We start from the raw sequence: 22,420 nt of genomic DNA, 5'->3' as shown, positions 1-22,420 counted from the left end.
AATGGCTGCTGCTTCTGTTTAAACGGCAATTGGAGCTTTTATTGTTGGGTGTGGATCATAGCCCTCAATAGAAAGATCTTCGAGCTCTATGTCGAAAATTGACGTTTTATTTGGATTAATTTTTAAGGTTGGAAGGTCCTTAGGCTCGCGTGAAAGCTGTTCTTTTACTTGTTCCACGTGATTTGAATATATATGAGCATCCCCAATGCTATGAATAAATTCGCCAACTTCTAAACCACATTCATGTGCAATTAAATGCGTTAGTAGTGCATATGAGGCAATATTAAATGGGCAGCCTAATAATGTATCAAGGCTTCTTTGCATTAGCTGACAGCTTAATTTACCATTTGCGACATAAAATTGGAACATCACGTGACATGGAGGTAATGCAGCTTTACTGCCTTTTGCTCCAGCATTGATAACGTCCTCTGGATTCCATGCATTGACAATAATGCGTCGAGAATCGGGATTGTGTTTGATTTGATCAATTACATCTTGCAATTGATCGATGCTTTCCCCTGTTGATGTTGTCCAATTACGCCACTGTTTGCCGTAAACATTTCCAAGCTCTCCGTATTTAACTGCAAATTCATCGTCTGTTAAAACACGCTCACAAAATGTAGCTAACTCTTTTTTGTAGTCAGCATTGAAAGATTCGTCTACTAAGCAACGACGACCAAAGTCTGTCATATCAGGACCTGAATATTCATCGGACTCAACCCATCTTTTAAAAGCCCATTCATCCCAAATATGATTGTTATTTTGCAGTAGATAACGAATATTTGTATCCCCTTTAATGAACCAAAGTAGCTCACTTGCTACAAGTTTAAATGGTACACGTTTAGTCGTTAAAAGTGGAAAGCCTTTGCTTAAATCAAATCGCATTTGATAGCCAAATACACTATATGTACCTGTTCCTGTACGATCTTCCTTTTTAACGCCATTTTCTAATATATGTTGTAGTAAATTTAAGTACGCGATTTCTGGATGCGCCATGAATCAACAACTCCTTCAAGTATGCTGTTGACCATTATAACATCTAATAACTACATTTGGACGACCAAACAATAAAAACAATATTCACATATCTGTACCAAAGGAATTGTTTTCTAGCTCTTTTGAGATTTCGCTCTCAATTGTGACAAAAAATGTTGGTAACAAAATAATATTAAATAAAATAGGAACAATAATAAGTAAAAGATCCATCCCTGGAGAAAAATAGAGACTGAAAGCAGTCAGTAACCCTGACATAACTAGAAATACAATTTGCACACCGATAATCAATATCGGAATGATTTGATACATATAGTTAAGCTTTCGGAACTGATGCATGTTTTCTGGATCTTCTATTATTCTCTTTTTTAAGCGTCTTGATAAAATTATACAGGAGATAAGCTGTGCAATAATAAAGTTAAAATAAATAATACTATGTAGAACCAATTTCCCTTTCATAACCGTGCCATTAAAATGTCCTACCCGCTGCTGTAGTAGCTCGTTGACCGCTCCCTTATAAACATATTCCTGCTCACTAAAATAAGTGGGCGGTTCAACAAATCCGTGTGTTGCCCAATCCTTTGAGTTGGCTTCCCAATCGACTAATTTACTTGCCAAAATGCGTAATTGAATGGCATCATTTTCACCAAACATTCCTACTAAAAAAGTATACGGTATCGCTACCTTCATTTGCCCATTTTGTTTTTCATTAATTAAATCTTGAATGGAAAAAGTATATGCAACTTCTGTCTGGTGGGCTTCATAACGAGCATCCCCGACCTTCCAATGACTTTCTAAAGAAGATTCAATATTATTCTTCATCTCAACATACGGCGTATTATTATGTAAATGCTTAGGAATCTTATAGACAAAACGATTGTCACCCCCAATAATGCAAATATCTACTTTCACCGTATCATTCTCAAAGTTCTTAGCGATTGTTGTATTCGGGTACGACATTATGACAACTAGAAAAAAAAGGATTAGTAGCAACCCTTTCTTTTTCATGCAACGCTCCCCCTTTTCGTCACAAATGCTAGATTTACACTATCATAGGCTACACCGAAAAAACTACTTCGTTATTCCGAAAAAGCAATAGTGGTTTTCCGAAACACCTTATTTCGGTATTCCAAAATTACCAATAATTATGGATAATATATAGGTACTTAAGATCGAAATGGGGCAATATTATCATGCAAATATTTGAGAGAAAACGATGAGTAAATGGACATATAGTATTTTCATAACCTACTTACTCCTCGGTATTTATGTGCTAGTAGTGGCAATACAAATACCTTTAATTTGTATTTATGTGGACACAACTAGCGGACAGCCTATCATAGATGAATTCTATTATCCCGATTGGGCGCAGCAAAACAACATTGAAAAAGGTGATCTTCTACTGACAATCGATGGCAAACCTGCAGAAGATGTTCGTTCTATCCAACTCAATTCTATCGTTAGAAGTGCTAAGGAACTAACGTTTATGAAGCCTAATGGTAATGTTCATTCTGTTAAAGTTAAGCATAAAGATATTCCGGAAGAATTTTATTTGCAAATTATTTTTCCAATGTTTTATTTTGTCTTATCTTTTGGGGTCGCCATTTATTTATGTCGAAGAAATAAAGATAATCTACTAACTAGTCTACTAACATTATTTTTGTTAACCTGTTCATTGGCATATATAAGTACAGGAGCATCAGCTAGAGGAAATCTAATTGGATCATTAGTAATAACTATTGGTATCGTTTTATGCATAGTGCTTTTTATTCACTTTTTACAATTTTATTTCCGCTATCTATGTATAGAATGGCGCCACATCAATACTAAGTGGCTTTATTTAATAATACTATTAATACCTTGCAGTGATTTCATTATAATAGTTAATTCTGATTTCAGGACGATAGCATCATTAATTAATTTAGGATTGTTTGCCTTACTAGTTCTCTATGCCATCTATATTTTACTAACTAGTTATTTACGAACTAAACTAGCAAAAATCCGACTAATCTCCATTGCGTTTATTACGCCTTTCTTACCGTTTTTACTGTTTTTCGTCATACCTGAAATATTAAGTCAAAACCCTATTTTGCATTCTGAGGTAGCTGCATTATTTTTATTGTTTATTCCATTTTCTTTTATCTTCATTCAAGTGAATGAACGATTATTCGATATTGAATATCAATTATCACGTTTACGCTATTATTCAACACTTGCCTTTTTTAGTACATTAATAGTAACTACAGGCATTACCTATCTGTTAATAGACAAACTATCGATTGTTGAAATTACAATTGTCTTTATACTTGTATTCCTAGTCATCATTATTAGCTTCTATATTAAAGAGCAGCTTGATTTTAAATATCGAAAGATCATTTTTTCATCCACTGGTAATTATGTACATAATTTATATGCTGCCGTTAATCGTATGGGTAAAGTAAAAACCCAGCAAGAATTACTGGATCAATTCAAGTATGAGATAACAGAAAAGCTAGGTACTACTGCTTTTACAATTATATCAATAACGGAAGATGTGCCATTCACTCATGGCGAAGTTAGCATAGAGAATGAAATGACTCATCTGCTATTACATGATACAGGTGAAGAAAAAATCATATTAAAAATTAGACATGTATTACAAAAGGAAGAGCTTCTTTGGTTAGAGTTACTTGCCCTCTATGTTTCAATGTTTATTGATAATTTGAAGCTTATTGAAGATTTAGTATGTGAAATAAGGCTTATGCAGGATAACAATGATACACAGCTTCCTTGGCTCGATAAATTATTATGGAATATCATTGAAAAGGAAAAAAGTATTTTAGCACAGGAATTACATGACACCATATTGCAAGAGCAACTTCATTTAGCGAGAGAGTTAGATGTAATTGCTAGCTCGCCTATTATCAAAAAAGAAAAGGTATTAGACATTCGAGAGCAATTGCTAAATGCAACGAAGGATTTACGTGAGTATTGTGAGAATCTAAGCCCCCCATTGCTTGACACATTTGGGCTTCAAATCGCCTTAAAAAAACTGATTCAAAAGGTGAAAATACGTGCGGACTTTTTGTTAAACGCCCAAATAGAACGTGTCCAATTTCAAGATGCAACCTTACATTTAGTTGTCTATCGCCTAGTACAGGAGCTTTTAAATAATGCAATTAAGCATGCCGATGCAACTGAAGTTTCACTAAAACTACAAGTGATAAATCGAGGTTTTATCCTTCAATACGATGATAATGGTATTGGCTGCGATATTGAAGATTTAATGCAATCTTCAGCTTCTATGGGCATTAACGGTATTCGAGAACGTGTCCGTGCTTTTAATGGGGACATCAGGATAACCTCCAGTCATAATGAAGGAATGCATATAGTTATTCAAATACAAGAGGACGTGGAATCACATGATTGAAATTCTTATTGTAGATGACCATCCTGTAGTTTTAGATGGTACAAAAACATTATTACAGGATTTAACAAATGTTCATATAGACACTGAGCAGGATAGTGCCGCTGTTCTGTCTAGAATGGATGCTCAAGCTTTTCAATTATTTTTAATCGATATAAATATGAAGCCAATCAATGGCATCCAACTTTCAGAAGTGATTAAGAAAAAGCAACCAGAAGCACTGATTGTACTCTATACAGGCTATGAGCTTTCCGATTATTACGAACTTCTTATCGAAAAAAAGGTCGATGGACTATTATCAAAGCTTGCCACGAAACAGCAAGTTATTCAAACCATTGAAGCCACACTAAGAGGTGAGATATTACTAGCGGCTGATTTTTTAGATTTTGTACAGCAGCGCACCAATCTAACAAATGTACAGCAAGAGGTTTTACTAAGCCACAAGGAGCAAGAGATATTACAGCTTGTCGCACAAGGTTGTACAAATAAAGCAATTGCTTCAGCCATTGGGGTCACACAGCGCACCGTTGAAAACTATTTATCCAAACTTTTTGTTAAACTAAACGTAGAATCCCGTGCAGAGGCAGTAATTGTCGCTAAAGAGAAGGCATGGATAGACTAATTTTATTAAAAATAGATTTAATGTAAATTTTTTCTTACTAAAAGCGGAATATACTGGATAAATATTTGGAACTGATATATAATAAAAACAATAATTAAATTACTTCATCTTAGCCGTTAAAATCACGTATTCAAAAGTAATACGAGCTTTTGAATATGTGATTTTTTTGCAAGCGATCGAAGCAATATGATTGTTTAATTTTTTTGGGAGGTTGTTCACATGACACAAGGTACAGTAAAATGGTTTAACGCAGAAAAAGGTTTTGGTTTCATCGAAGTAGAAGGTGGAAATGATGTATTCGTACACTTCTCTGCAATTCAATCTGATGGCTTTAAAACTTTAGAAGAAGGCCAAAAAGTAGAATTCGGCGTTGAAGAAGGTAACCGCGGACCACAAGCAACTAATGTTGTAAAGCTTTAATTTTAGCTTTAGAATAAACATTGCAAAATTCAAGAGACATCCAAATTGATGGATGTCTCTTTTTTACGGTTATTTTATTTGTACAGTTTCAAATTTTGAATGATAGCACACTATATTCAAAGCTCCTATATAAAATGGATAAAACAAGAGCATCGCAAAAAGAATTAACCCTTGTACGGGCGCAGGCATATCTCCCTGATAAGTGATCGGATACACACTAACAAATATAAAAATGAATAGCACTGTATATGGTAGCCACAAAATTGTTGTCCAATCGACGATGCGCTATCCACTTAAATGATAGTTTATATAGCACAATAGTTGCTACAACAAAACCAACACCATGTAAAAGTAATGCTATCATATCGAAATATTGCTCTTCCCACCCCGTAAGTCTCACAATGCGATAATAATTCACTTGCATTTCCAAAGAAATAAAGAACATTAACCCATATAACATACTCACTACATTCAACTTAAGAAAATAATTCATTCAAAACATCCTTATGCGTAAGAATGTAACCCTGCAATCACTAGATTTACAAATACCTGATTAAACACGATAATGCCAAAACCAATAATCGCTAACCAAGCTGTCTTTTCCCCTTCCCAGCCTTTGGAAAGTCGGAAATGAAGGAAAGCAGCATAAAATAAAAATGTTATAAGTGCCCACACTTCTTTAGGGTCCCAGCCCCAATACCTACTCCAAGCAATCTGTGCCCAAATCATGGCAAACAAAAGTCCACCTAAAGCAAACAGCGGAAAGCCTATTACAACAGCTCGATATGTAATTTCATCCATTAATGCTGGCTGTACACGATTTGTTAATGGCTTTAATAAAACAATTAACCGTCTTCTCGTAATGAGTAAAATCAACACATACAAAATCGTTCCAACGATAAATGACCAAACTATAGAATTCAATTTCTTTGCATCTAACTTGTTTGTAATCTGCAAAATACCAACCTGATCCCCACTAGATGTTACTGCATCTTTATTGACAATTAGCGGCTTCATCGTATAAACGGCTGTTTCTACCTTATCTAGCTTATTTTCAAATTGAACCTCGACCTTATCTGCTGCTATGTTAAAATATGTGGCCACGCCGATAAAGCCAATTACGACAATTAAACAATACATAACAAATTCTAAGGCAAATGTACTAAACGAAAATTTAGAAACATCTAATGTTCTTAACAAATAAATAATCCCGGTTGCGAACGAAATCGATAAAATAGCACTTGAAAATGCAACGGTCATAACATGAATCGTTAACCAATTGCTTTGCAGTGATGGAACAAGTGGTGATACTGTTTTTGTAAAAACGCTTCCATAACCGAGAATAATTAATGACACAGAGATGGTAAACAAACCTACAACAATTTGCTTATATAAAAAATGAATGATCAGATAGCTGCCAGTAAGCATGATGCCAAAGAATGTCATAAACTCATACATATTACTTACAGGTGCATGATCAACAGCAATCCACCTTAAAATGAAATAAACTAGCTGTAAGACAAAAGCAATATATGTAAGTAATATCCCAACTTTTCCAAATATCCTTCCTTTTGATTTCACGGCAAGCCCAATCGGTATAATGGCGATTAGTAATAAAATAAATGCCACAAACAATGAATTACTACTTGTACTTAATAATGTTTCTTTACTCAATGTAACATCCTCCAATGTATTTTTTGGGAAACCGCATAATTACTCCCAATAAAAATAACGTCATTCATAAAAATAAGTGCCATCATTTACCTCTAAATAATCTTATTTTTTCGAATTGTTACAATTTCATGGCGTGAAAAACGTACAGTATAAAAGGTCTCTAAAAAGACGTCCTCATGTCAAAAAACCATCTATACAATTAAATAGATGGCGAACTATAAAAGTTGGCATGCCTCAACCTACATCTTACTAAAATTAGAAATAAAAGTCTATTTCTTTCGAGGCAGCTATGTGACAATAAGTATGCGCAAATGTTACATAACGTTATGTAAAACAATTGGAGGTTTACTATGAAACAAAATATTTATGACCATCCTGAATTTTTCCATCAATATCAAAAACTTCGCCAAGCACCAAATAACTATAATAACTTGCTTGAAAAACCAGCGTTAAAATCCCTGCTTCCTAATATCACTAATTTACGAATACTTGATATCGGCTGTGGAATGGGAGGATTTGCGTTCTATTGCATAGAAAATAACGCACAGCATGTAACCGCTATTGATGTTTCACACAATATGCTAGCAATTGCTAAAAGTGAACATGCCCATCCGCATATAGACTACAATTTGCGAGCAATAGAGGATTATCATGCAGCTCCTAACAGCTTTGACTGTATAACGAGCTCGCTTTCCTTACATTATATTAAGGATTTTAGTGCAGTAATTGGTAAAATTGCGAAAATGCTTCGCCCTGGTAGCGTTTTTATTTTTTCTGTAGAGCATCCGATTGTTACAGCTCGTCAATCAATAGAGGATAATTGGATTTATGATGACAGTGGCAAGAGGAGCCATTACGCAATTGACGATTACCATAATGAGGGCTTGCGTGAGCGACCATGGCTTGTGGATGGTGTTGTTAAATATCACCGTAGCATTTCTACAATCATTAATACATTAATCGCACATGACTTAACGATAGAAAAAATGCTAGAGCCGCTTCCTGATTCAGAAGCTATTCAAAAACTTCCTTCATTAGAAAATGAGCATCGTCGCCCTTCATTTTTATTAATACGAGCAAAAAAATAACCTTTCATAGTTGCAAGTCTCGCAGCAGTATCTTACTGCCCGAGACTTGCCTTCTACTACTTTAATTTCACATAAATAATTTCTGGATCTCCTTCGTCTAAGTTTTCAATAAACCCACTTTTTATAAATCCCGCCGTTTCAAATACTTTATGCATACTAGCATTTGATTGGTTAGTAGAAGAAAAGATTTTTGGAGTGGTAGACATCTCTACATAAAAATCTAATAATGCTGTGGCAATGCCCTTTCTTCTCTCAGATGGCTTAACAATAACTAATGAAATGAAGCTATTGTCAAAAAAGTCATTCGTAAAAATAAGAAAGCCCGCAATCCCTTTTCCACTCTGTTGAATGATACAACGCTTCTCGTTAATTGCAGTACGCAAATACTCCCTTCTCGAAAAATCTCCAATTACTTCTTGATCAATCCTACATATTTCATCGAAATGGTCCATACGTGCTTCCAGCAATTCTGTTCACCTCATTCTTTTATAGCTAAATTCATGGTTGTACGACAAAAAGATTTTTCTAAAGCACACCATTTCTAATCAAGTTTTTCTCTATCAATATTACCCATGTAATAACTCATCACTTTAATCTTCTCCCTGAACCCTATTGCCAGCCTTCCTTCATCGACAAATCCGCATTTTTTATAAAGTGACTGTGCGGCAACATTCGGTAGATTAACCCCTAACACAAGCTCATTGATATTTGGAAAATGCTGCAAAACAAAGTCCGGCAAAAGCCGTAATGCCGCTTTCGCATAGCCTTTCCCTTGTTCATAAAAGTCTGTCGAAAAGGCACGGATTAAAATTGCGTGTTCATTTGAGGAATATGGCTGAACACCCTCTTTTTCATGTAACACAAAGAAGGTCACGAGCTTGTCTTGATCTATTAAAAGAATGGCATGACGATTCTTGTCCAGCTTCACTAGTTCAATGCTCTCTTTCGGAGACATCGTATAGCGGAGCTGCTCCTCTGTAATCGTGTATCGTTCAATTAAGTGATCATCATTTTCTTCATAAAATTTTAATCTCATCGAAGCTCTCCTTTTCATCTTTAGTCCTCGTAATCTACTTAATTAACCTCCCCTTCTTTCTTCTTTAGATTGGTCTAGGCACAGTTGATTCTCTTCATAATATATTGAACAAATGACAAATATAATGTATTCTAACATGATTTTGAAATTTATTGTGGAGTAGGTGTAAATTTTGGAATTATTAGAGAGAGCTTCTAAGCGAAAAGAAACTGCCATGCTCATTCTAGAAGAATTGGAACTACCAGAAAAATGGAATACAATTGGTCAATCTTATATTGTCGGCGATACAGCGATTTACTAGTGGATCAAGATATCGATATCGAAACATTTTGTGTTCGCCCGAATGCAGCAAAAGCTATGTCGATATTATCTGATTTAACTAGCAATCCGAAGGTTTTAGAATTGAAATATCGTAATTTTTCGAAAACAACATTTAATGGTTACTATTTTAATTTACAATATGAGCATACGCCATCAGAAATTTGGAATATTGATATGTGGCTGTTTTCTGAAACACGGAATGGCCCTCTATCAAGAGATTTAGTATCGATAATGAACGATTCCTTAACAATGGAGAGTCGAAAGTATATTTTAAGTATTAAAGAAGAACTACTTAAGAAATCCCTAGTACTTCCTTCGATTTATGTATATAAAGCAGTGTTAGACTACGATATTCAATGCACAGACTATTTTCTAAATTGGATAGAGCAACAAAATGTAGACAATCAGACAAATTGGCCCCCTTCAAAAACTATAATTAAATAGATTTATCACCTAAAATTGGGGATACATTTATTAAAACGTATGCCATTTATGGTATAAGTTGAATTGAGTGGAGAGACTGGGCGACTCTCGGGGATCAGCGTCACAGCTGAAACCTCGGAGCGAAGAAGCTCATCGGACGCGCCCAGTCGGAACGGAAATCACCATTCGTTATGGAGATGAGCCATTAAAATATTTATTTCTATTAATTACCAATAATGCTACTATAAAGATATCTAAACTAAAGGAGTTGTGCATATGAGTGCGGAAATTGCAGTAGATGTTTTGTTTATACAACAAATAATCCAAGGGGTGTAGACTCTAACTGCAGCCCTTGAACAAGGGAGAAAAAAATGGAAAATTATTTTAAAGAATTTCTTACAGGTCAATCTATTACTTTACAGCAAATGACTGCCTCCGACTTAGAAGCATTTGTAAAAATTGAAAGTGAAAAAAAATCGTTGCTCCTTGCCAACGACGAAATTCCCTTTCCAAAAACATTCGAGGATCATTCTTCATTCTTTCAAAGTATTAGTGGCAAAAAAGAGGAGTTTATCTTCGGTATATTTGAAAAGTCGACTAATGAGCTTATCGGCTCCTGTGGTGTTTATGGAATCAACTGGAAAAATAGTACTTGCTTTGTAGGCATATCGATTGGCGAACAATGGCACGGTAAAGGGCTTGGAACCGATGCCATGAAAACTCTTATTCATTTTATTTTTAATTATATTTCCATTAATAAAATTAAACTTCAGGTTTTCAGCTTTAATAAAAGAGCTATTCGTTCCTATGAAAAATGTGGCTTTACAAAAGAAGGTATTCTACGAAATGAGATTTTCCGCTTCGGCCAAATTCATGATGTAGTTTTATTTGGTTTATTGCGAGAAGATTGGACTCAAATAGGATAAGCAATTTTTCGTAGAGTGGAAAAACATCTGCTTTCTCGATAAATCATATAAAGTTCTCGATAAAAATAGAAGAAGGGGCTGCCAGTAGACAGCCCCTTCTTCTATTCTTTCCAAATTCTTTGAACCTTACATAACATGAAATGCTGGAATGTTAGTTTATACACATCAGGCAATCAATTATACCTCGGCATACTTCTGTAGCTGACGCTTTGCTTTCGCTACAGAAAATAATTGTAGCTGACGCTTTGCTTTTGCTATCAAAACAATTGGATATCGCTATTGCCTGAGTAAGAGTAGCTTTAAAAACATTTTTTAGGAACAAATACAAAAAGACCAGAATCTCAGCAATGAAGTGAGTCCTGGTCAATTCGCGAAAGTGAATCTTACTAATCTTTGCTTAGTTTTAGATTCTATTAATATGTACGATTAAGTCCAATAAAAGTTACAGTAATTATTAAAAAAATTAAATTTTTATTTAAAGTGCTTAAAAATAATTTCTTAACTTATGTTTTATGGGCATTGTTAAAATGCTTCAGATGTAGGTACAGATCCATTATGCCTCGGCATAATTGCGTCTAATCGGTTTTGTTCTTGCACAAAGCCGATTCCATAACATCCGCTGAGGTTTTTGGTCAACAGACTTTGTAGTTTCACTAGATTCTCCATCCTCAAATGCGAAATTTGGATGACTCCATATTTGATGAATGGCAGCGTCAAAATCCAATATATTTCCATTAGATAGTATTCTTTCTTTAAATTTTTGTTCTTGTACTATGCCCACTACCGTCTGAAAGGCTCTTTTATAAGGACTACATGACCTCAATCCTCAAACCCTTTGTCAGAAAGTGGACGATTGTACTCATCAGCTGTATAGCTGGGAATGAGTATGTCTTACAAAGTAAATGACGGTCAATATTACCTCCGCTATTTTTCTTCTGATTTTACTTTCTTTTCTTTCATATAATTGTATAAGTCAACCTTCCACATACCATCCTCTTTAAGTAAGGCAAATGTCTTAAGATAGTGAGAGCTTCCAAAAATTATCTCTATTTTAACTATTGCTATACTTTCAGTGCTAGAATCTTTATTCAAGGAAATATTATCGTAGTATCTGTACATTAAATAATCCTGTATTTGCTCATCTAATAAATAATCTATATACTCCGCTATAAAGGTTTCTTTATCTGGAAGCTCATTGTTATTGTAGGTAATGGTATAGAGCTTATCGAAATTATTCTCAAATATTAAATTCATCATAATTAACACCATTTCTTCTGGTGTAAAAGTCTTCAAACTATTAATATTCCCTTTGCGTAAAAATTCATCATATAAAGTTCTTTTTTCCTCTGTCAATTCCTCTAAGTATGTAAAATCATAATCTCTATCAATGACCGGAGATGTCGATTTAGACTCTTCCACGTGTTGAACGGAATGGTTAGTAACCGCTGTTGATCCTGGAGATTCGCCTGTTTTTGTTTTCATCTCTGAACACGCTATTAACATTAAACTAGAAACGACAATAACCCATATTATTGGTAACCTTAACTTCAACACCGTATCCCTCCTCCTATCATTTAATAGATTCACAAACTAATTTACCCACCATTCCATATATTTCGAAAATTCTCAACATTATTAATCAAAATAAAATCTCCTCAATAACAAACAGCAAAGAAGTTAATTTGATAAATTGTGACAAGATACGTAGTCCGTTAAAATTTCAGTCGATTCCGACATAGATTTTCATAGTAAAAAAGAAGCAAATCTATTAAATATCACCCTTGCCCTTTCCTTAAATATGTCCAAAAAAAAACCCTAACATTCTAATATAAAGGGTTAAATAACATATAATTAATGCAAATTAAGGTAATTTAAATAGGTCAAAACATACAATATTAGAATTTCTTATTTATTCACTAAATAAAAATGAATATATTTTTCTATGACTAAATTACGAATTTCTCAACCTATACACAATGTGACATATTTTTCGTTTTAGGTGAGATACAATGAAAAAGTTGAATCGAGGTCAATGTATTTCAAGAATATGAAGAAAAAATTTTAGGGGGAAAAGATTTTGGTTAATATATCGTTTAAACAATTCTTGAAGATGGAGATTGAAATTAAAAGGAAAGATATGTATAAAAAGGCTATGGATTTAGGTTTCACCCATCCTAGCGTTGTAGATTGTAGTCAAGAATTAGATGACCTACTAAATAAATATTCAAAAGCGATCAATAAAGCAAGCTAAAACTATTTTCAATGATCCGTCTAGTTTTATCCTGTTTTAGGTTCCGAATATAAAATTCCTATTGTTATTGTAAAGATACGTATAAACAACATAAAAATGGGATATCTTCTTTATGACAGGAAAAAGGAGGCCTAAAAATGCAGGTATTTTTTTTATCATTGGTCGTTTCAAGCTTTTTACTACAGCAACCTCAAGATTCAGTAGAAAATACAGCACCTATTCTTTGCATACCTTCTGGAACTACATCTTATAAATATCCTAATAATCAATATCAGACATTTCGTACTGAGAATGATTTTTATCATCAATTAGATAAGACAATCTATGAGGAATATAACGATGCTACCTTAAACATTCGTCAAAAAATAGCCTTTAAGGACGTAGCGAAGGCTGAGGAAACATTTCATCTAAAAACAAATTTTAAACGTAAAAAATTAGACCTCTCTCAACATACTTTTATTCATCCCAATCGACAAGTATATTTTTTAGCATCCTTTAAGCAAAATAATCAGGAGACTTATCATAAATACCTGGTCATTGACGTTGAGACACAAACTATCCTTTTAGGAAATAGTAATTATCAAGAGAACAGCGCCAATTAAATGTATTTCGTTTGTTGTTTAATTTATTGTATGCTTGAAAATTGATTAATAGTAGCAAATTCGAAGAAAAAAACTACATTTTTAAGTGATTTTTACAAAAACATACATCGCGATATTTATTTCATTTTTTTAACTCGCCTCTAGTGGTAATGAATTCCCACTAGCAGGCGAGCTAAATTGTTTAATCCCCTTTATAAGATAAAGCTTTTTGCTGTATTTCTTGCTTTATTTCCTCTATAAACTGTTGCAACGTTTTTTCTATTAATGCTTGCTGACCATATTTACGAACAGTGACATGTTGATTATCCATTTCTTTATTACCAAGCACTAAAATATAAGGTATTTTTTTCATTTGAGCTTCACGAATTTTTTTACCCAGCTTTTCTTGTCGATCGTCAATGCTTACACGGATTTGTTCCTTTTGTAAAGCATCAACTACTTGCTGTACATATTCTTGATGGCTATCTGCAACCCCAATTACTTTAACTTGCTGAGGTGCAAGCCACGTTGGGAACGCCCCTCCAAAATGCTCAATCAATATACCTAAGAAGCGATCAATAGAACCGAATACCGCTCGATGAATAACGACTGGTCTTACTTTTTCATTCTGTTCATTGATATACGTTAAATCGAATTTCTCAGGTAGTTGGAAATCGAGCTGTACTGTTGCACATTGGTGACTGCGATGAATGGCATCTTTAATATGAATATCAATTTTTGGTCCATAAAATGCTCCGTCACCTTCATTAATTGTAAAAGGAAAGCCTAGATTAGTTAGTACGTTTTCTAACGCCGCTTCAGCTTGATTCCAAAGTTCAATATCACCCATATAATCAACTGGGCGTGTTGATAATTCAATATCGTATTGGAAGCCAAAAACTTTGTATATCTCATCAATAATTTTCAGTGCGAGCGCAATTTCATCTTCAATTTGCTGTGGAGTAACAAAAATATGTGCATCATCCTGACAAAAAGTACGAACTCGTAAAAGTCCATTTAATGCGCCACTAAATTCATGACGATGAACTTGACCAAACTCTGCCATACGAATCGGTAAATCTCTATACGAATGTAAAGCATTTTTAAAAATCAACATATGTCCAGGGCAATTCATCGGCTTTAATGCGAAGCTTTGGTCGTCTACATGTGTAAAGTACATATTGTCTTTATAGTAATCCCAATGTCCTGACTGCTCCCATAGACGCTGGTTCATCATCAATGGTGTCCGTACTTCTTGATAATCAAATTTTGCTTGTACATGACGTAAATAAGACTCCAATTCGTTGCGAATAATTTGACCATTTGCTAAATAAAACGGCATTCCTGGTGCTTCTTCCGAAAACATAAATAACTCTAGTTCTTTTCCAAGCTTTCGATGATTCCGCTTCTCCGCTTCTTCTAAGAAAACAAAGTGTTCCTCAAGCTCTTTTTTTGAGGCAAATGCTACACCGTATATACGCTGAAGCATTTGATTATTGCTATCTCCACGCCAGTAAGCTCCGGACACATTCATTAATTTAAAATGTTGTAATTTACCTGTAGAAGGTACGTGGGGCCCTCGACATAGATCGTAAAAATCTCCTTGTTCATAAACCGTCACAACTTCATGTTCAGGAATATCCTCTAATAACTCTAGCTTTAGCGCATCATGAGCAAATAGCTGTTGTGCTTCTGCTCTTGTTACTTCTTTACGCTGAATTTGTATATTTTCTTGCACAATTTGCTTCATCATTTTTTCAATTTGTCGCAAATCACTAGGGGCAAAGGAATGCGCAATATCGATATCATAATAAAACCCATTTTCGATTACAGGCCCAACCCCCAATTTAGCATCAGGGTATAAACGCTTAATTGCTTGAGCTAACAAATGAGCTGTTGAATGACGAATAATCTGAATTCCTTCTTTTGAGCTAGCATCGTACAGGGAAATTTGTGTATCTTCCAAAATCGGGCGTGTCAAATCAATGATGGTCCCGTTCACACTCCCTACGATTGCTTTTTTACGTAAAGCTGGGCTTATCGCTTGTGCAATGTCGGTTAGTGTAACACCTTTTGAAAATGCTTGTTGTTTCCCATCTGGAAATTGAATGTTAATTAATTGATTTGACATGTTCTCTACTCTTTTTTTAGTAAATGAAGATAAAAAAAACACATATTCGCCCCATAAAGGGACGAGTATGTGTTGATTACCCGTGGTTCCACCCAAATTCCCACTAGATGCACTAGTGGCTCATTGCTATGCAGTAACGTTGCAATAACGGTGCAAGTTTCCAAGCACTGCTCAAAGGTAGTAAGATTTGCTAGCTGCATTAGGAAGCTTTCAGCCATGGCCGCCCTCTCTGTAAATCGCTTATCAAAACTCGTGTCCTTGTCATCGCCAATTTCATTGCTTTGTGAAATTGTTATTTACTGTAACAAATGCTCCAATACTTGTCAATGTTAGAAAATTATTTTTCACAGAACAATTTTGACTATTCTTCCAAGTATGTCCTTTCCTGCACATTCCACTTTTAGCAGGAAAGTTGCGATATAATCGCAATCTCTAAGCTAAGTTTTCATCCACTTCGTACTTCTAAAGTCTCCTTGTCAGAATGCCACTTAATATGAATAATTGGGACAGCATCCTTTTTAAAAATTTTTGCACTTTCTCTTTTCTTTAAGACAAACTGCTTATCCATATTCACTCGGGCGTCATCGAATGTTATTTTTTCTTTAGACCCTTCTATAGTTATTTGTAAATCACCTAAATCTTTCTCTTCTCCTAGATAATAAAGTTGTAAGCCCTCCTCGGTATTACTATGATATACTGCCTTCCAGTTCTCACTTTTCGCTATGTAATGTACCTCCCCTTGTTGATTCGTACTACAAGCAACTAACACAAACATCATCAAAATTAGGAAGCATAATTTTTTCATCAAATATCAATTTTCCTTTCCTTGAAAGTTATCATGTAAATATCAACTTCAATCTATCCTTCTTAATTCTATAGAGAAAGCTGTTATTCGGCTTGAATAGTTGTCATCAATGTGTATCCCCCTTACATGAATTGTGTAAACCAAGCAATATATTTTGCTCCAGGTATAAATAATAGCTGTGCCAAAAATGTGCCTAGTAGTCTTGATCCCATCATCATAACAGAAGCTTGTTTAAGACTTAAGTAGCTGCCTCTTTGATTGATAACATCATCTGCCAGAATGGAAATTTTAGGGTCAATAAATATAATTAGTAACATCGTTGCTACACCATTAATAAGTCCTGATGACATCACAGCAGTATTCGATCTTTCAGGAACTAATAAAGAGGCGTAAAGTGCAGACAAGACACCAATTGTATAGATGGCCGTTATAACGACATTCACCATAAATAATTTAAGGGGAATATCACGCCAGCTAATCCCCTTTAAGTATGAAAAGCTTGGCAAATGAATATGTTTTATCCCCCGTTTGATATACTCAATACTAAAACCTTTTTTGAATAATGCTGGAATGGAGCCTCTTTCCTCAGACAAATGAATAATAGCCCTTGAAAATATCGCTACAAATGTCGGCAATAGTAGAATGCCTACCAATGTACCTAGTGAAGCGGCGCCAATAAGTATGCGGAATTGCTGTTCCACAAATGCCAATGTGTTTTCCGTTGGTGCTGTGTCAGTCAGACTTCCGGTAAAAGGCTGCTGCATCATGTTTGCTAGCCTAGAAAACATGACCATGACATTAAACAATGATAGTGCAGAGGCTAATAATTTTACACGTGCACCCGATAATCGAACTGCATACGCAAGTGTTTCGATCGAATGAATGATGAGAATAAACAAGCCAATCATTATTAATTTATCTGTCAAAATATCCAAAACCTATTACCTTCTTTTCGGTTGATGATTGGTCGGCACTCTTGTATGATTTTTAGTAATCGTTTGATCCAATCTCGTACATATACTTCCCATTCTTCACGAGGAATTGTCGCTGATAGAGAAAGCGATTGCAATTTTTCTGGCATCATATGCATTTTACTTCTTAACAGCACATTATCTTCTGACTCCTCGTCGATAAAAAGTAAATATCCCCCTTCTACAGGCTCTCTGTAAACCTTCAAGCACTCTTTAGTTCGATATACCTTTGTGGAATATCGTTTACCCTCAATTTCAACTTCATAATGTCCTCTACTCCTATGTTGAATTCGGACATGAGTACCATCTAAGCGTTGGATAGTCGCTTCAAACTCTAAAAGCTGCTCATCATCCATCTGAATTCCAAAAATCCAATGATTCCTATGGGGACTTTTCACATCTGCATCATATGTATCATACCTTATATTATATTTATTTGAGTCATCGCAGCTATCCTCTGTTAGATATGTTGCAATAAGTTCGTCTAAGGCTTGTTCATCTAACTGATTGCCATAGGTTAAGATGGCAATGTGCTTTTGAACCCCAGCAGCATATTTGTATAATTCCTCTTCATTGTCTATCTCCCAAGGTTTTTCCTTATAGTATAGTAACGATTACACCAAAGACACTCCTTCTTATATATTCTACGAATTATACTTGAATAAGTTCCGTTATTTCCCTACCAAATAGAAAAGCTATTCATTAGTACTTTACTCCTAACGAATAGCTTTTTTATTTAATGATTCATTGCAAAGTCATTATTCCAGCTAGTTGAGTCAGATAGCTGGTAGGTCACCATATTGGCTGTTACTGCAAGAATCACACCTGCTCTGGATTTATCTGTAGAGATAGGGTCCTCTAATACTAATACAATATACCCCTCACCCCGTCCCAGAGGATCTATAGCATTTGTAGCGTTGATTTCGAAGGTTGTATACGTTTTCTCATTTGTAGCGGGGAGTAATTTTTCGTCCTGATAGGCTCCATATTCCTTTAAATTATAACAAACAGGCATCCATCCTTTTGACCAATCAATGCTGCCCATTATTTCTTTTTTACGATGTGCCAGTTTGCCAATTGAAAATGTAAAGTATATTTTCATAATAGCTTGATCTAATTCATTTTTTCCTTCACATACAGCTGTTACCTCCAGCCTAATATCCTCGTTCGAATGCTTCCAAATTACCACTAAAGTCACAGTGAAAACACAGATAACAAGTACTATGCCGATAACGACAAATCCCATTTAGTCCCTCCTAACATCTTAACGACTGTTACTATTAGATTACCATGTTTTAGGAGGAATAGGATTTTTTCATCAAACAATCTTATGAAATGACACGGGCATAAATGATAAGACAAAAAACGAGTATGTTGCGTATTAAAGAGCAGTAATTTATCTGGACCGAAGCGAAGCGTCATGTACAGTACTTCCACCCCGATTGGTAAAAACTAATATTCAGTGGGGAAAGAAAACCCCCACTGAATATAGTTTCACTTTATTTAGTAGCTTGTAACTCCGCTTTCAAAGTAAATGGCATATTTAAATAATCGTACTTAATCGTTATTTTTTTAATATTAGGTGCTTCGACCTTCACGGCATAATACTGAGGCTGCTTCCCAATGGCTTTGCGATCTATGTATTGACTAGGGAAAATGTTTACCTGCCTTAATTTATAATACGAAATATTTGGATTACCCACTAGCTTCGTTTCTGCTTCAAACGGTTCAGATTTACTCACGACGAGCTCGATATTTTCAGGCATTTTATCATTGACAAGTATTTGCTGAAGCTTTACGTCTCGCAGTCCTTTATTCTCTATTTCTACGATTTTTATAGCTGAATCATCTGTAGGATTTGTATAGCTATTCATGACAAGTGGTGGATTGCTTTTTAAATAAATGATAAATGCCGCTCCCACCACTAGAACACTAAATAATAAAACAAATAGTAATTTTTTCATTTCTTTCCTCACTTTCTTGCTACCCATCAAGTATAGCGAGAAATCGTAGGTGATGAAACCTCGAAAATAAACAGTGGATTTTTTCCGTCGCTCTGGAGGGGCTATCCACGATTTTGGATGTTCTATCCATCATTCCTGAGTGTCTATCCACGACTTTGGACGTTCTATTCATCATTCCGAAGGGGCTATCCACGATTTTGGACGCTCTATCCATCATTTCGAAGGGGCTATCCGCGACTTTGGATGTTCTATCCATCATTCCGAAGGGGCTATCCGCGACTTTGGATGTTCTATCCATCATTCCAGAGGGGCTATCCACGACTTTGGATGTTCTATCCATCATTCCGAAGGTTCTATCCGCGATTTTGGATGTTCTATCCATCATTTCGGAGGGTCTATCCGCGACTTTGGACGTTCTATCCATCATTTCGAAGGGACTATCCACGATTTTGGACGTTCTATCCATCATTCCGGAGGTTCTATCCACGATTTTGGATGTTCTATCCATCATTTCGAAGGGGCTATCCACGATTTTGGACGTTCTATCCATCATTCCGAAGGTTCTATCCGTGACTTTGGACGTTTTATCCCATCATTCCGAAGGTTCTATCCACGATTTTGGACGTTCTATCCATCATTTCGAAGGGGCTATCCACGATTTTGGACGCTCTATCCATCATTTCGAAGGGGCTATCCTCGATTTTGGACGTTCTATCCATCATTCCGGAGGGGCTATCCTCGACTTTGGACGTTCTATTCATCATTTCGAAGGGGCTATCCACGACTTTGGATGTTCTATCCATCATTCCGAAGGGGCTATCCGCGACTTTGGACGTTCTATCCATCATTCCGAAGGGGCTATCCACGATTTTGGACGTTCTATCCATCATTCCGAAGGGTCTATCCGTCGCTTCAAGTTCTAGTGAGGATTTTTTACGTCAATTTACTTCTTTGCGCTAGCCTTTAATACAAATAAAAACAACCTGACTCAATATAAGCCAGATTGCTTTGCTAATCTTATTTCATCACGAATTGGAATCCCATCATTGCCGATTAAAGGAATTTCAGGTTTATATGCTCTTGCTTGCTCGACCGCGTTTTGTATAATTTCAACTAAATGATAACCTCGTTTTTGATAAAATTTTAACGCGTGTAAATTATCATTTGTCGTAATGAGGGTAATCATTGTGCAGCCTTGTTCGAATGCATGTTGTTCAACTGCTTGTACAAGCAATGAACCAATCCCCTTTCCCTCCACAATACTATCAAGGGAAATAATTTCACATTCTTTATCACGAATGATATACGTTACGAGGCCTAAAATCGTGTTTTGTTCATCTGTATAGGCGAATCCAACTAATTTACTACAGTCATAAATCCCACTGGAAATGACCATTTCTGTACTTCCCCAATGCTCCTTAAAAAACTGCCATACATCATTTTGGGGTAATTGTTGAATAGGAATTACTGTCATCTATCATTCTCCTAAATTGAAAAATTAAACATACTAGCAATGGCTTTTTGAACACCTAGAAATACTGCCCACGAAATGACACCTAGTCCAATGGCAAATACGATATGGATAGATGATTTCATCGCCATATAAATAACAAACAACATAAACATCGTTGCTGGTAATCCAACGATTACACCAACCGTAAAGCGCTGAATATGCTCACTCGACTCACTTTGCACAGTAAGCCAAATAATGCTTAAAATACTGACAAGTGGTAGTGCTGCGATAATGCCCCCATAGGAAGGAAACCTTCTAGCAACCTCTGTAACAATACCAATAACGGCTGCCGAGCAAAGAATTTTTACTAATGTGTACATTATTTAGACACCTCACTCAATAGACGAAATGCCTGTAAAACTGTTTGTTGTTGTTCTTCTGAAAGCTGGTTTAGCGCATTTTGCAGTTTTTCATCATCTAACTCTGTGTTTTTCTTTAAGATGATAAACCCTTCTGCTGTAAGATGGAGATTTACTTTGCGCTGATCTTCTATGACCCTCTCCTTATTCACCCAGCCATTACGCTCCAGCTTTTTTATATGCTCAGACGCTGTATTTTGAGAAATATTCAGTAACTCTGCGATATCACGTACAGTTACTTCATCTTCCTTTTGAATCATCTGTAAAATACGCACGCTTTGATGCGAAATTGTATCTTCATGCTTTGTATGTAGATGGTAGAAAATCGTTGTAAAATAGTTGTTTATGTCTTTAATCATAAAATTTACTCCTTTTATACATCGTTTAGAACGATTATATCGTAATACTCGATATATTTAAAGAGGTATCAAAAATTCTATATTTTCAGTTTTTTAATGTTTCGGTACCATCTAGCATAAGGTTTTAACCATTTTGGATAGATAATCGGAATAGCTGTAAAAAGAAAAAGGGACCCATTCATATAAAAAAGTCCATTAAGAAAATTTTGGAGTGTATCATTAGTGAACGTATTCACAGCAAAATAAGATATGACTGCTAGACAAATTGACATAACGGGACCCCCGAGAAAAAATAATATTGTCTGAACTCGTGTTAAAGAGCTCTCCTTTTCCAATATCCCCAACGAATATGGAAACGCATTCTTCCAATTCGAAAGTTTTCTCTATTCGAAGTATAGCTTGTCCCTAAATAAACATAGGTTTTTTCTTTAGATGATTTGTCAAATTAAGTGCAACAATTGCTCATTAAAAGCCTCGTTTGCAGTTTTCCAACCAAGACATTTTCTTGGTCGGTTGTTGATATAGTTTAATGATTCTGTTAGTTCTTCTGGTGATACTTCTTCGAAATTTGTTTGCT

General features: G+C 35.3%; 27 protein-coding genes and 1 pseudogene. 10 read left to right on the top strand and 18 right to left on the bottom strand.

Translation table 11 applies throughout. From position 1 onward, the window contains the following. Positions 1 to 18: 18 nt before the first annotated feature. Together AC1DCY_RS13020 and AC1DCY_RS13015 are read right to left on the bottom strand one after the other, a co-directional pair. A complete protein-coding gene (locus AC1DCY_RS13020) occupies positions 19 to 996 on the bottom strand; it encodes a thymidylate synthase (RefSeq protein WP_477350701.1) in 978 nt (325 codons plus the stop codon). A gap of 84 nt (positions 997 to 1,080) precedes the next feature. Continuing rightward, positions 1,081 to 2,001, bottom strand: coding sequence for a hypothetical protein (locus AC1DCY_RS13015; RefSeq protein ID WP_477350699.1), 921 nt, complete (start codon positions 1,999 to 2,001; stop codon positions 1,081 to 1,083). A 208-nt stretch (positions 2,002 to 2,209) separates the two neighbouring features. Here AC1DCY_RS13015 and AC1DCY_RS13010 point away from each other — a divergent pair, with 208 nt between their 5' ends. From AC1DCY_RS13010 to AC1DCY_RS13000, 3 genes are all read left to right on the top strand, one after another. Further along, positions 2,210 to 4,402, top strand: a complete 2,193-nt coding sequence (locus AC1DCY_RS13010; protein ID WP_477350697.1) for an ATP-binding protein — start codon at positions 2,210 to 2,212, stop codon at positions 4,400 to 4,402. Then, positions 4,395 to 5,021 carry a response regulator transcription factor gene (locus tag AC1DCY_RS13005; protein ID WP_477350695.1) on the top strand — a complete coding sequence of 209 codons (627 nt, stop codon included), beginning with the start codon at positions 4,395 to 4,397 and terminating at the stop codon, positions 5,019 to 5,021. The genes AC1DCY_RS13010 and AC1DCY_RS13005 overlap by 8 nt, the downstream gene beginning before the upstream one ends. 219 nt (positions 5,022 to 5,240) lie before the next feature. Further along, complete coding sequence (locus tag AC1DCY_RS13000) at positions 5,241 to 5,441, top strand: cold-shock protein (protein ID WP_053592785.1); 201 nt, start codon at positions 5,241 to 5,243, stop codon at positions 5,439 to 5,441. Between the two features lie 217 nt (positions 5,442 to 5,658). On the opposite strand, the gene AC1DCY_RS12995 is transcribed toward AC1DCY_RS13000, so the two are convergent. Together AC1DCY_RS12995 and ccsB are read right to left on the bottom strand one after the other, a co-directional pair. After that, positions 5,659 to 5,934: a hypothetical protein gene (locus tag AC1DCY_RS12995; protein ID WP_477350693.1), complete on the bottom strand. Its 276-nt coding sequence runs from the start codon at positions 5,932 to 5,934 to the stop codon at positions 5,659 to 5,661. Positions 5,935 to 5,945: 11 nt separating this feature from the next. Next, on the bottom strand, positions 5,946 to 7,115 hold the full coding sequence (gene ccsB / locus AC1DCY_RS12990; RefSeq protein WP_477350691.1) for a c-type cytochrome biogenesis protein CcsB: 1,170 nt from the start codon (positions 7,113 to 7,115) through the stop codon (positions 5,946 to 5,948). A gap of 350 nt (positions 7,116 to 7,465) precedes the next feature. Between ccsB and AC1DCY_RS12985 the strand changes: the two genes are divergently transcribed. Beyond that, entirely contained in the window at positions 7,466 to 8,203 is a 738-nt protein-coding gene (locus AC1DCY_RS12985; RefSeq protein ID WP_477350689.1) for a class I SAM-dependent methyltransferase, read from the top strand. Positions 8,204 to 8,259: 56 nt separating this feature from the next. Here AC1DCY_RS12985 and AC1DCY_RS12980 read toward each other — a convergent pair whose 3' ends face one another. After that, the gene (locus AC1DCY_RS12980; protein ID WP_477350828.1) at positions 8,260 to 8,655 is read right to left on the bottom strand and encodes a GNAT family N-acetyltransferase; all 396 of its coding nucleotides are present in this window, start codon (positions 8,653 to 8,655) and stop codon (positions 8,260 to 8,262) included. Positions 8,656 to 8,744: 89 nt separating this feature from the next. Beyond that, positions 8,745 to 9,239 (bottom strand): GNAT family N-acetyltransferase, encoded by a 495-nt coding sequence (locus tag AC1DCY_RS12975; RefSeq protein ID WP_477350687.1) that lies wholly within the window; start codon positions 9,237 to 9,239, stop codon positions 8,745 to 8,747. Between the two features lie 172 nt (positions 9,240 to 9,411). Between AC1DCY_RS12975 and AC1DCY_RS12970 the strand changes: the two genes are divergently transcribed. The 3 genes from AC1DCY_RS12970 (at position 9,412) to AC1DCY_RS12960 (ending at position 10,909) form a co-directional block, all read left to right on the top strand. Further along, a complete protein-coding gene (locus tag AC1DCY_RS12970; protein ID WP_477350686.1) occupies positions 9,412 to 9,540 on the top strand; it encodes a hypothetical protein in 129 nt (42 codons plus the stop codon). Beyond that, entirely contained in the window at positions 9,540 to 10,004 is a 465-nt protein-coding gene (locus AC1DCY_RS12965) for a hypothetical protein (protein WP_477350685.1), read from the top strand. The genes AC1DCY_RS12970 and AC1DCY_RS12965 overlap by 1 nt, the downstream gene beginning before the upstream one ends. Positions 10,005 to 10,354: 350 nt before the next feature. Then, positions 10,355 to 10,909, top strand: a complete 555-nt coding sequence (locus AC1DCY_RS12960) for a GNAT family N-acetyltransferase (RefSeq protein WP_477350683.1) — start codon at positions 10,355 to 10,357, stop codon at positions 10,907 to 10,909. 522 nt (positions 10,910 to 11,431) lie between these two features. Here the strand turns inward: AC1DCY_RS12960 and AC1DCY_RS12955 are convergent. Then, complete coding sequence (locus tag AC1DCY_RS12955; protein WP_477350681.1) at positions 11,432 to 11,563, bottom strand: hypothetical protein; 132 nt, start codon at positions 11,561 to 11,563, stop codon at positions 11,432 to 11,434. Between the two features lie 270 nt (positions 11,564 to 11,833). Further along, a complete protein-coding gene (locus AC1DCY_RS12950) occupies positions 11,834 to 12,460 on the bottom strand; it encodes a hypothetical protein (protein WP_477350680.1) in 627 nt (208 codons plus the stop codon). A 526-nt stretch (positions 12,461 to 12,986) separates the two neighbouring features. Between AC1DCY_RS12950 and AC1DCY_RS12945 the strand changes: the two genes are divergently transcribed. Both AC1DCY_RS12945 and AC1DCY_RS12940 read left to right on the top strand, forming a co-directional pair. After that, the gene (locus AC1DCY_RS12945; RefSeq protein WP_387083105.1) at positions 12,987 to 13,160 is read left to right on the top strand and encodes an aspartyl-phosphate phosphatase Spo0E family protein; all 174 of its coding nucleotides are present in this window, start codon (positions 12,987 to 12,989) and stop codon (positions 13,158 to 13,160) included. Between the two features lie 137 nt (positions 13,161 to 13,297). Further along, entirely contained in the window at positions 13,298 to 13,762 is a 465-nt protein-coding gene (locus tag AC1DCY_RS12940) for a hypothetical protein (RefSeq protein WP_477350678.1), read from the top strand. Between the two features lie 181 nt (positions 13,763 to 13,943). Here AC1DCY_RS12940 and thrS read toward each other — a convergent pair whose 3' ends face one another. The 6 genes from thrS to AC1DCY_RS12910 all read right to left on the bottom strand — a co-directional run bounded on the left by thrS (position 13,944) and on the right by AC1DCY_RS12910 (position 19,612). Beyond that, positions 13,944 to 15,872, bottom strand: coding sequence for a threonine--tRNA ligase (gene thrS, locus AC1DCY_RS12935; protein ID WP_477350676.1), 1,929 nt, complete (start codon positions 15,870 to 15,872; stop codon positions 13,944 to 13,946). Positions 15,873 to 16,317: 445 nt separating this feature from the next. Then, complete coding sequence (locus tag AC1DCY_RS12930; RefSeq protein ID WP_477350827.1) at positions 16,318 to 16,677, bottom strand: hypothetical protein; 360 nt, start codon at positions 16,675 to 16,677, stop codon at positions 16,318 to 16,320. Between the two features lie 122 nt (positions 16,678 to 16,799). After that, the gene (locus tag AC1DCY_RS12925; RefSeq protein ID WP_477350825.1) at positions 16,800 to 17,585 is read right to left on the bottom strand and encodes a lipid II flippase Amj family protein; all 786 of its coding nucleotides are present in this window, start codon (positions 17,583 to 17,585) and stop codon (positions 16,800 to 16,802) included. A gap of 14 nt (positions 17,586 to 17,599) precedes the next feature. Further along, positions 17,600 to 18,004, bottom strand: coding sequence for a hypothetical protein (locus AC1DCY_RS12920; RefSeq protein ID WP_477350674.1), 405 nt, complete (start codon positions 18,002 to 18,004; stop codon positions 17,600 to 17,602). A 380-nt stretch (positions 18,005 to 18,384) separates the two neighbouring features. Further along, positions 18,385 to 18,894 (bottom strand): hypothetical protein, encoded by a 510-nt coding sequence (locus tag AC1DCY_RS12915; protein ID WP_477350672.1) that lies wholly within the window; start codon positions 18,892 to 18,894, stop codon positions 18,385 to 18,387. A 253-nt stretch (positions 18,895 to 19,147) separates the two neighbouring features. Beyond that, positions 19,148 to 19,612 (bottom strand): hypothetical protein, encoded by a 465-nt coding sequence (locus AC1DCY_RS12910; protein WP_477350670.1) that lies wholly within the window; start codon positions 19,610 to 19,612, stop codon positions 19,148 to 19,150. A gap of 113 nt (positions 19,613 to 19,725) precedes the next feature. On the opposite strand from AC1DCY_RS12910, the gene AC1DCY_RS12905 reads away from it, so the two are divergent. Beyond that, on the top strand, positions 19,726 to 20,535 hold the full coding sequence (locus tag AC1DCY_RS12905) for a hypothetical protein (RefSeq protein WP_477350668.1): 810 nt from the start codon (positions 19,726 to 19,728) through the stop codon (positions 20,533 to 20,535). 65 nt (positions 20,536 to 20,600) lie between these two features. Here the strand turns inward: AC1DCY_RS12905 and AC1DCY_RS12900 are convergent, their stop codons facing one another. From AC1DCY_RS12900 to AC1DCY_RS12885, 4 genes and pseudogenes are all read right to left on the bottom strand, one after another. Then, positions 20,601 to 21,086: a GNAT family N-acetyltransferase gene (locus AC1DCY_RS12900; RefSeq protein WP_477350666.1), complete on the bottom strand. Its 486-nt coding sequence runs from the start codon at positions 21,084 to 21,086 to the stop codon at positions 20,601 to 20,603. An 11-nt stretch (positions 21,087 to 21,097) separates the two neighbouring features. Beyond that, on the bottom strand, positions 21,098 to 21,445 hold the full coding sequence (locus tag AC1DCY_RS12895) for a DUF3147 family protein (protein ID WP_477350664.1): 348 nt from the start codon (positions 21,443 to 21,445) through the stop codon (positions 21,098 to 21,100). Next, positions 21,445 to 21,843, bottom strand: coding sequence for a MarR family winged helix-turn-helix transcriptional regulator (locus AC1DCY_RS12890; RefSeq protein WP_477350662.1), 399 nt, complete (start codon positions 21,841 to 21,843; stop codon positions 21,445 to 21,447). The genes AC1DCY_RS12895 and AC1DCY_RS12890 overlap by 1 nt, the downstream gene beginning before the upstream one ends. A 440-nt stretch (positions 21,844 to 22,283) precedes the next feature. Further along, positions 22,284 to 22,420, bottom strand: a pseudogene (locus tag AC1DCY_RS12885) (IS30 family transposase); the annotation flags it as partial.

Source organism: Lysinibacillus sp. 10T31, assembly GCF_056394365.1.
Note: the sequence above shows the minus strand (reverse complement) of the source record. Positions and strands in the feature narration are given on the sequence as shown.

Excerpts from the sequence above, each read along its gene's own strand:
- AC1DCY_RS13020 (WP_477350701.1), bottom strand. The coding sequence starts at position 996 with ATGGCGCATCCAGAAATCGCGTACTTAAATTTACTACAACATATATTA.
- AC1DCY_RS13015 (WP_477350699.1), bottom strand. The coding sequence starts at position 2,001 with ATGAAAAAGAAAGGGTTGCTACTAATCCTTTTTTTTCTAGTTGTCATA.
- AC1DCY_RS13010 (WP_477350697.1), top strand. The coding sequence starts at position 2,210 with ATGAGTAAATGGACATATAGTATTTTCATAACCTACTTACTCCTCGGT.
- AC1DCY_RS13005 (WP_477350695.1), top strand. The coding sequence starts at position 4,395 with ATGATTGAAATTCTTATTGTAGATGACCATCCTGTAGTTTTAGATGGT.
- AC1DCY_RS13000 (WP_053592785.1), top strand. The coding sequence starts at position 5,241 with ATGACACAAGGTACAGTAAAATGGTTTAACGCAGAAAAAGGTTTTGGT.
- AC1DCY_RS12995 (WP_477350693.1), bottom strand. The coding sequence starts at position 5,934 with ATGAATTATTTTCTTAAGTTGAATGTAGTGAGTATGTTATATGGGTTA.
- AC1DCY_RS12985 (WP_477350689.1), top strand. The coding sequence starts at position 7,466 with ATGAAACAAAATATTTATGACCATCCTGAATTTTTCCATCAATATCAA.
- AC1DCY_RS12980 (WP_477350828.1), bottom strand. The coding sequence starts at position 8,655 with ATGGACCATTTCGATGAAATATGTAGGATTGATCAAGAAGTAATTGGA.
- AC1DCY_RS12975 (WP_477350687.1), bottom strand. The coding sequence starts at position 9,239 with ATGAGATTAAAATTTTATGAAGAAAATGATGATCACTTAATTGAACGA.
- AC1DCY_RS12960 (WP_477350683.1), top strand. The coding sequence starts at position 10,355 with ATGGAAAATTATTTTAAAGAATTTCTTACAGGTCAATCTATTACTTTA.
- AC1DCY_RS12940 (WP_477350678.1), top strand. The coding sequence starts at position 13,298 with ATGCAGGTATTTTTTTTATCATTGGTCGTTTCAAGCTTTTTACTACAG.
- thrS (WP_477350676.1), bottom strand. The coding sequence starts at position 15,872 with ATGTCAAATCAATTAATTAACATTCAATTTCCAGATGGGAAACAACAA.
- AC1DCY_RS12930 (WP_477350827.1), bottom strand. The coding sequence starts at position 16,677 with ATGAAAAAATTATGCTTCCTAATTTTGATGATGTTTGTGTTAGTTGCT.
- AC1DCY_RS12925 (WP_477350825.1), bottom strand. The coding sequence starts at position 17,585 with ATGATTGGCTTGTTTATTCTCATCATTCATTCGATCGAAACACTTGCG.
- AC1DCY_RS12920 (WP_477350674.1), bottom strand. The coding sequence starts at position 18,004 with ATGGATGATGAGCAGCTTTTAGAGTTTGAAGCGACTATCCAACGCTTA.
- AC1DCY_RS12915 (WP_477350672.1), bottom strand. The coding sequence starts at position 18,894 with ATGGGATTTGTCGTTATCGGCATAGTACTTGTTATCTGTGTTTTCACT.
- AC1DCY_RS12910 (WP_477350670.1), bottom strand. The coding sequence starts at position 19,612 with ATGAAAAAATTACTATTTGTTTTATTATTTAGTGTTCTAGTGGTGGGA.
- AC1DCY_RS12900 (WP_477350666.1), bottom strand. The coding sequence starts at position 21,086 with ATGACAGTAATTCCTATTCAACAATTACCCCAAAATGATGTATGGCAG.
- AC1DCY_RS12895 (WP_477350664.1), bottom strand. The coding sequence starts at position 21,445 with ATGTACACATTAGTAAAAATTCTTTGCTCGGCAGCCGTTATTGGTATT.
- AC1DCY_RS12890 (WP_477350662.1), bottom strand. The coding sequence starts at position 21,843 with ATGATTAAAGACATAAACAACTATTTTACAACGATTTTCTACCATCTA.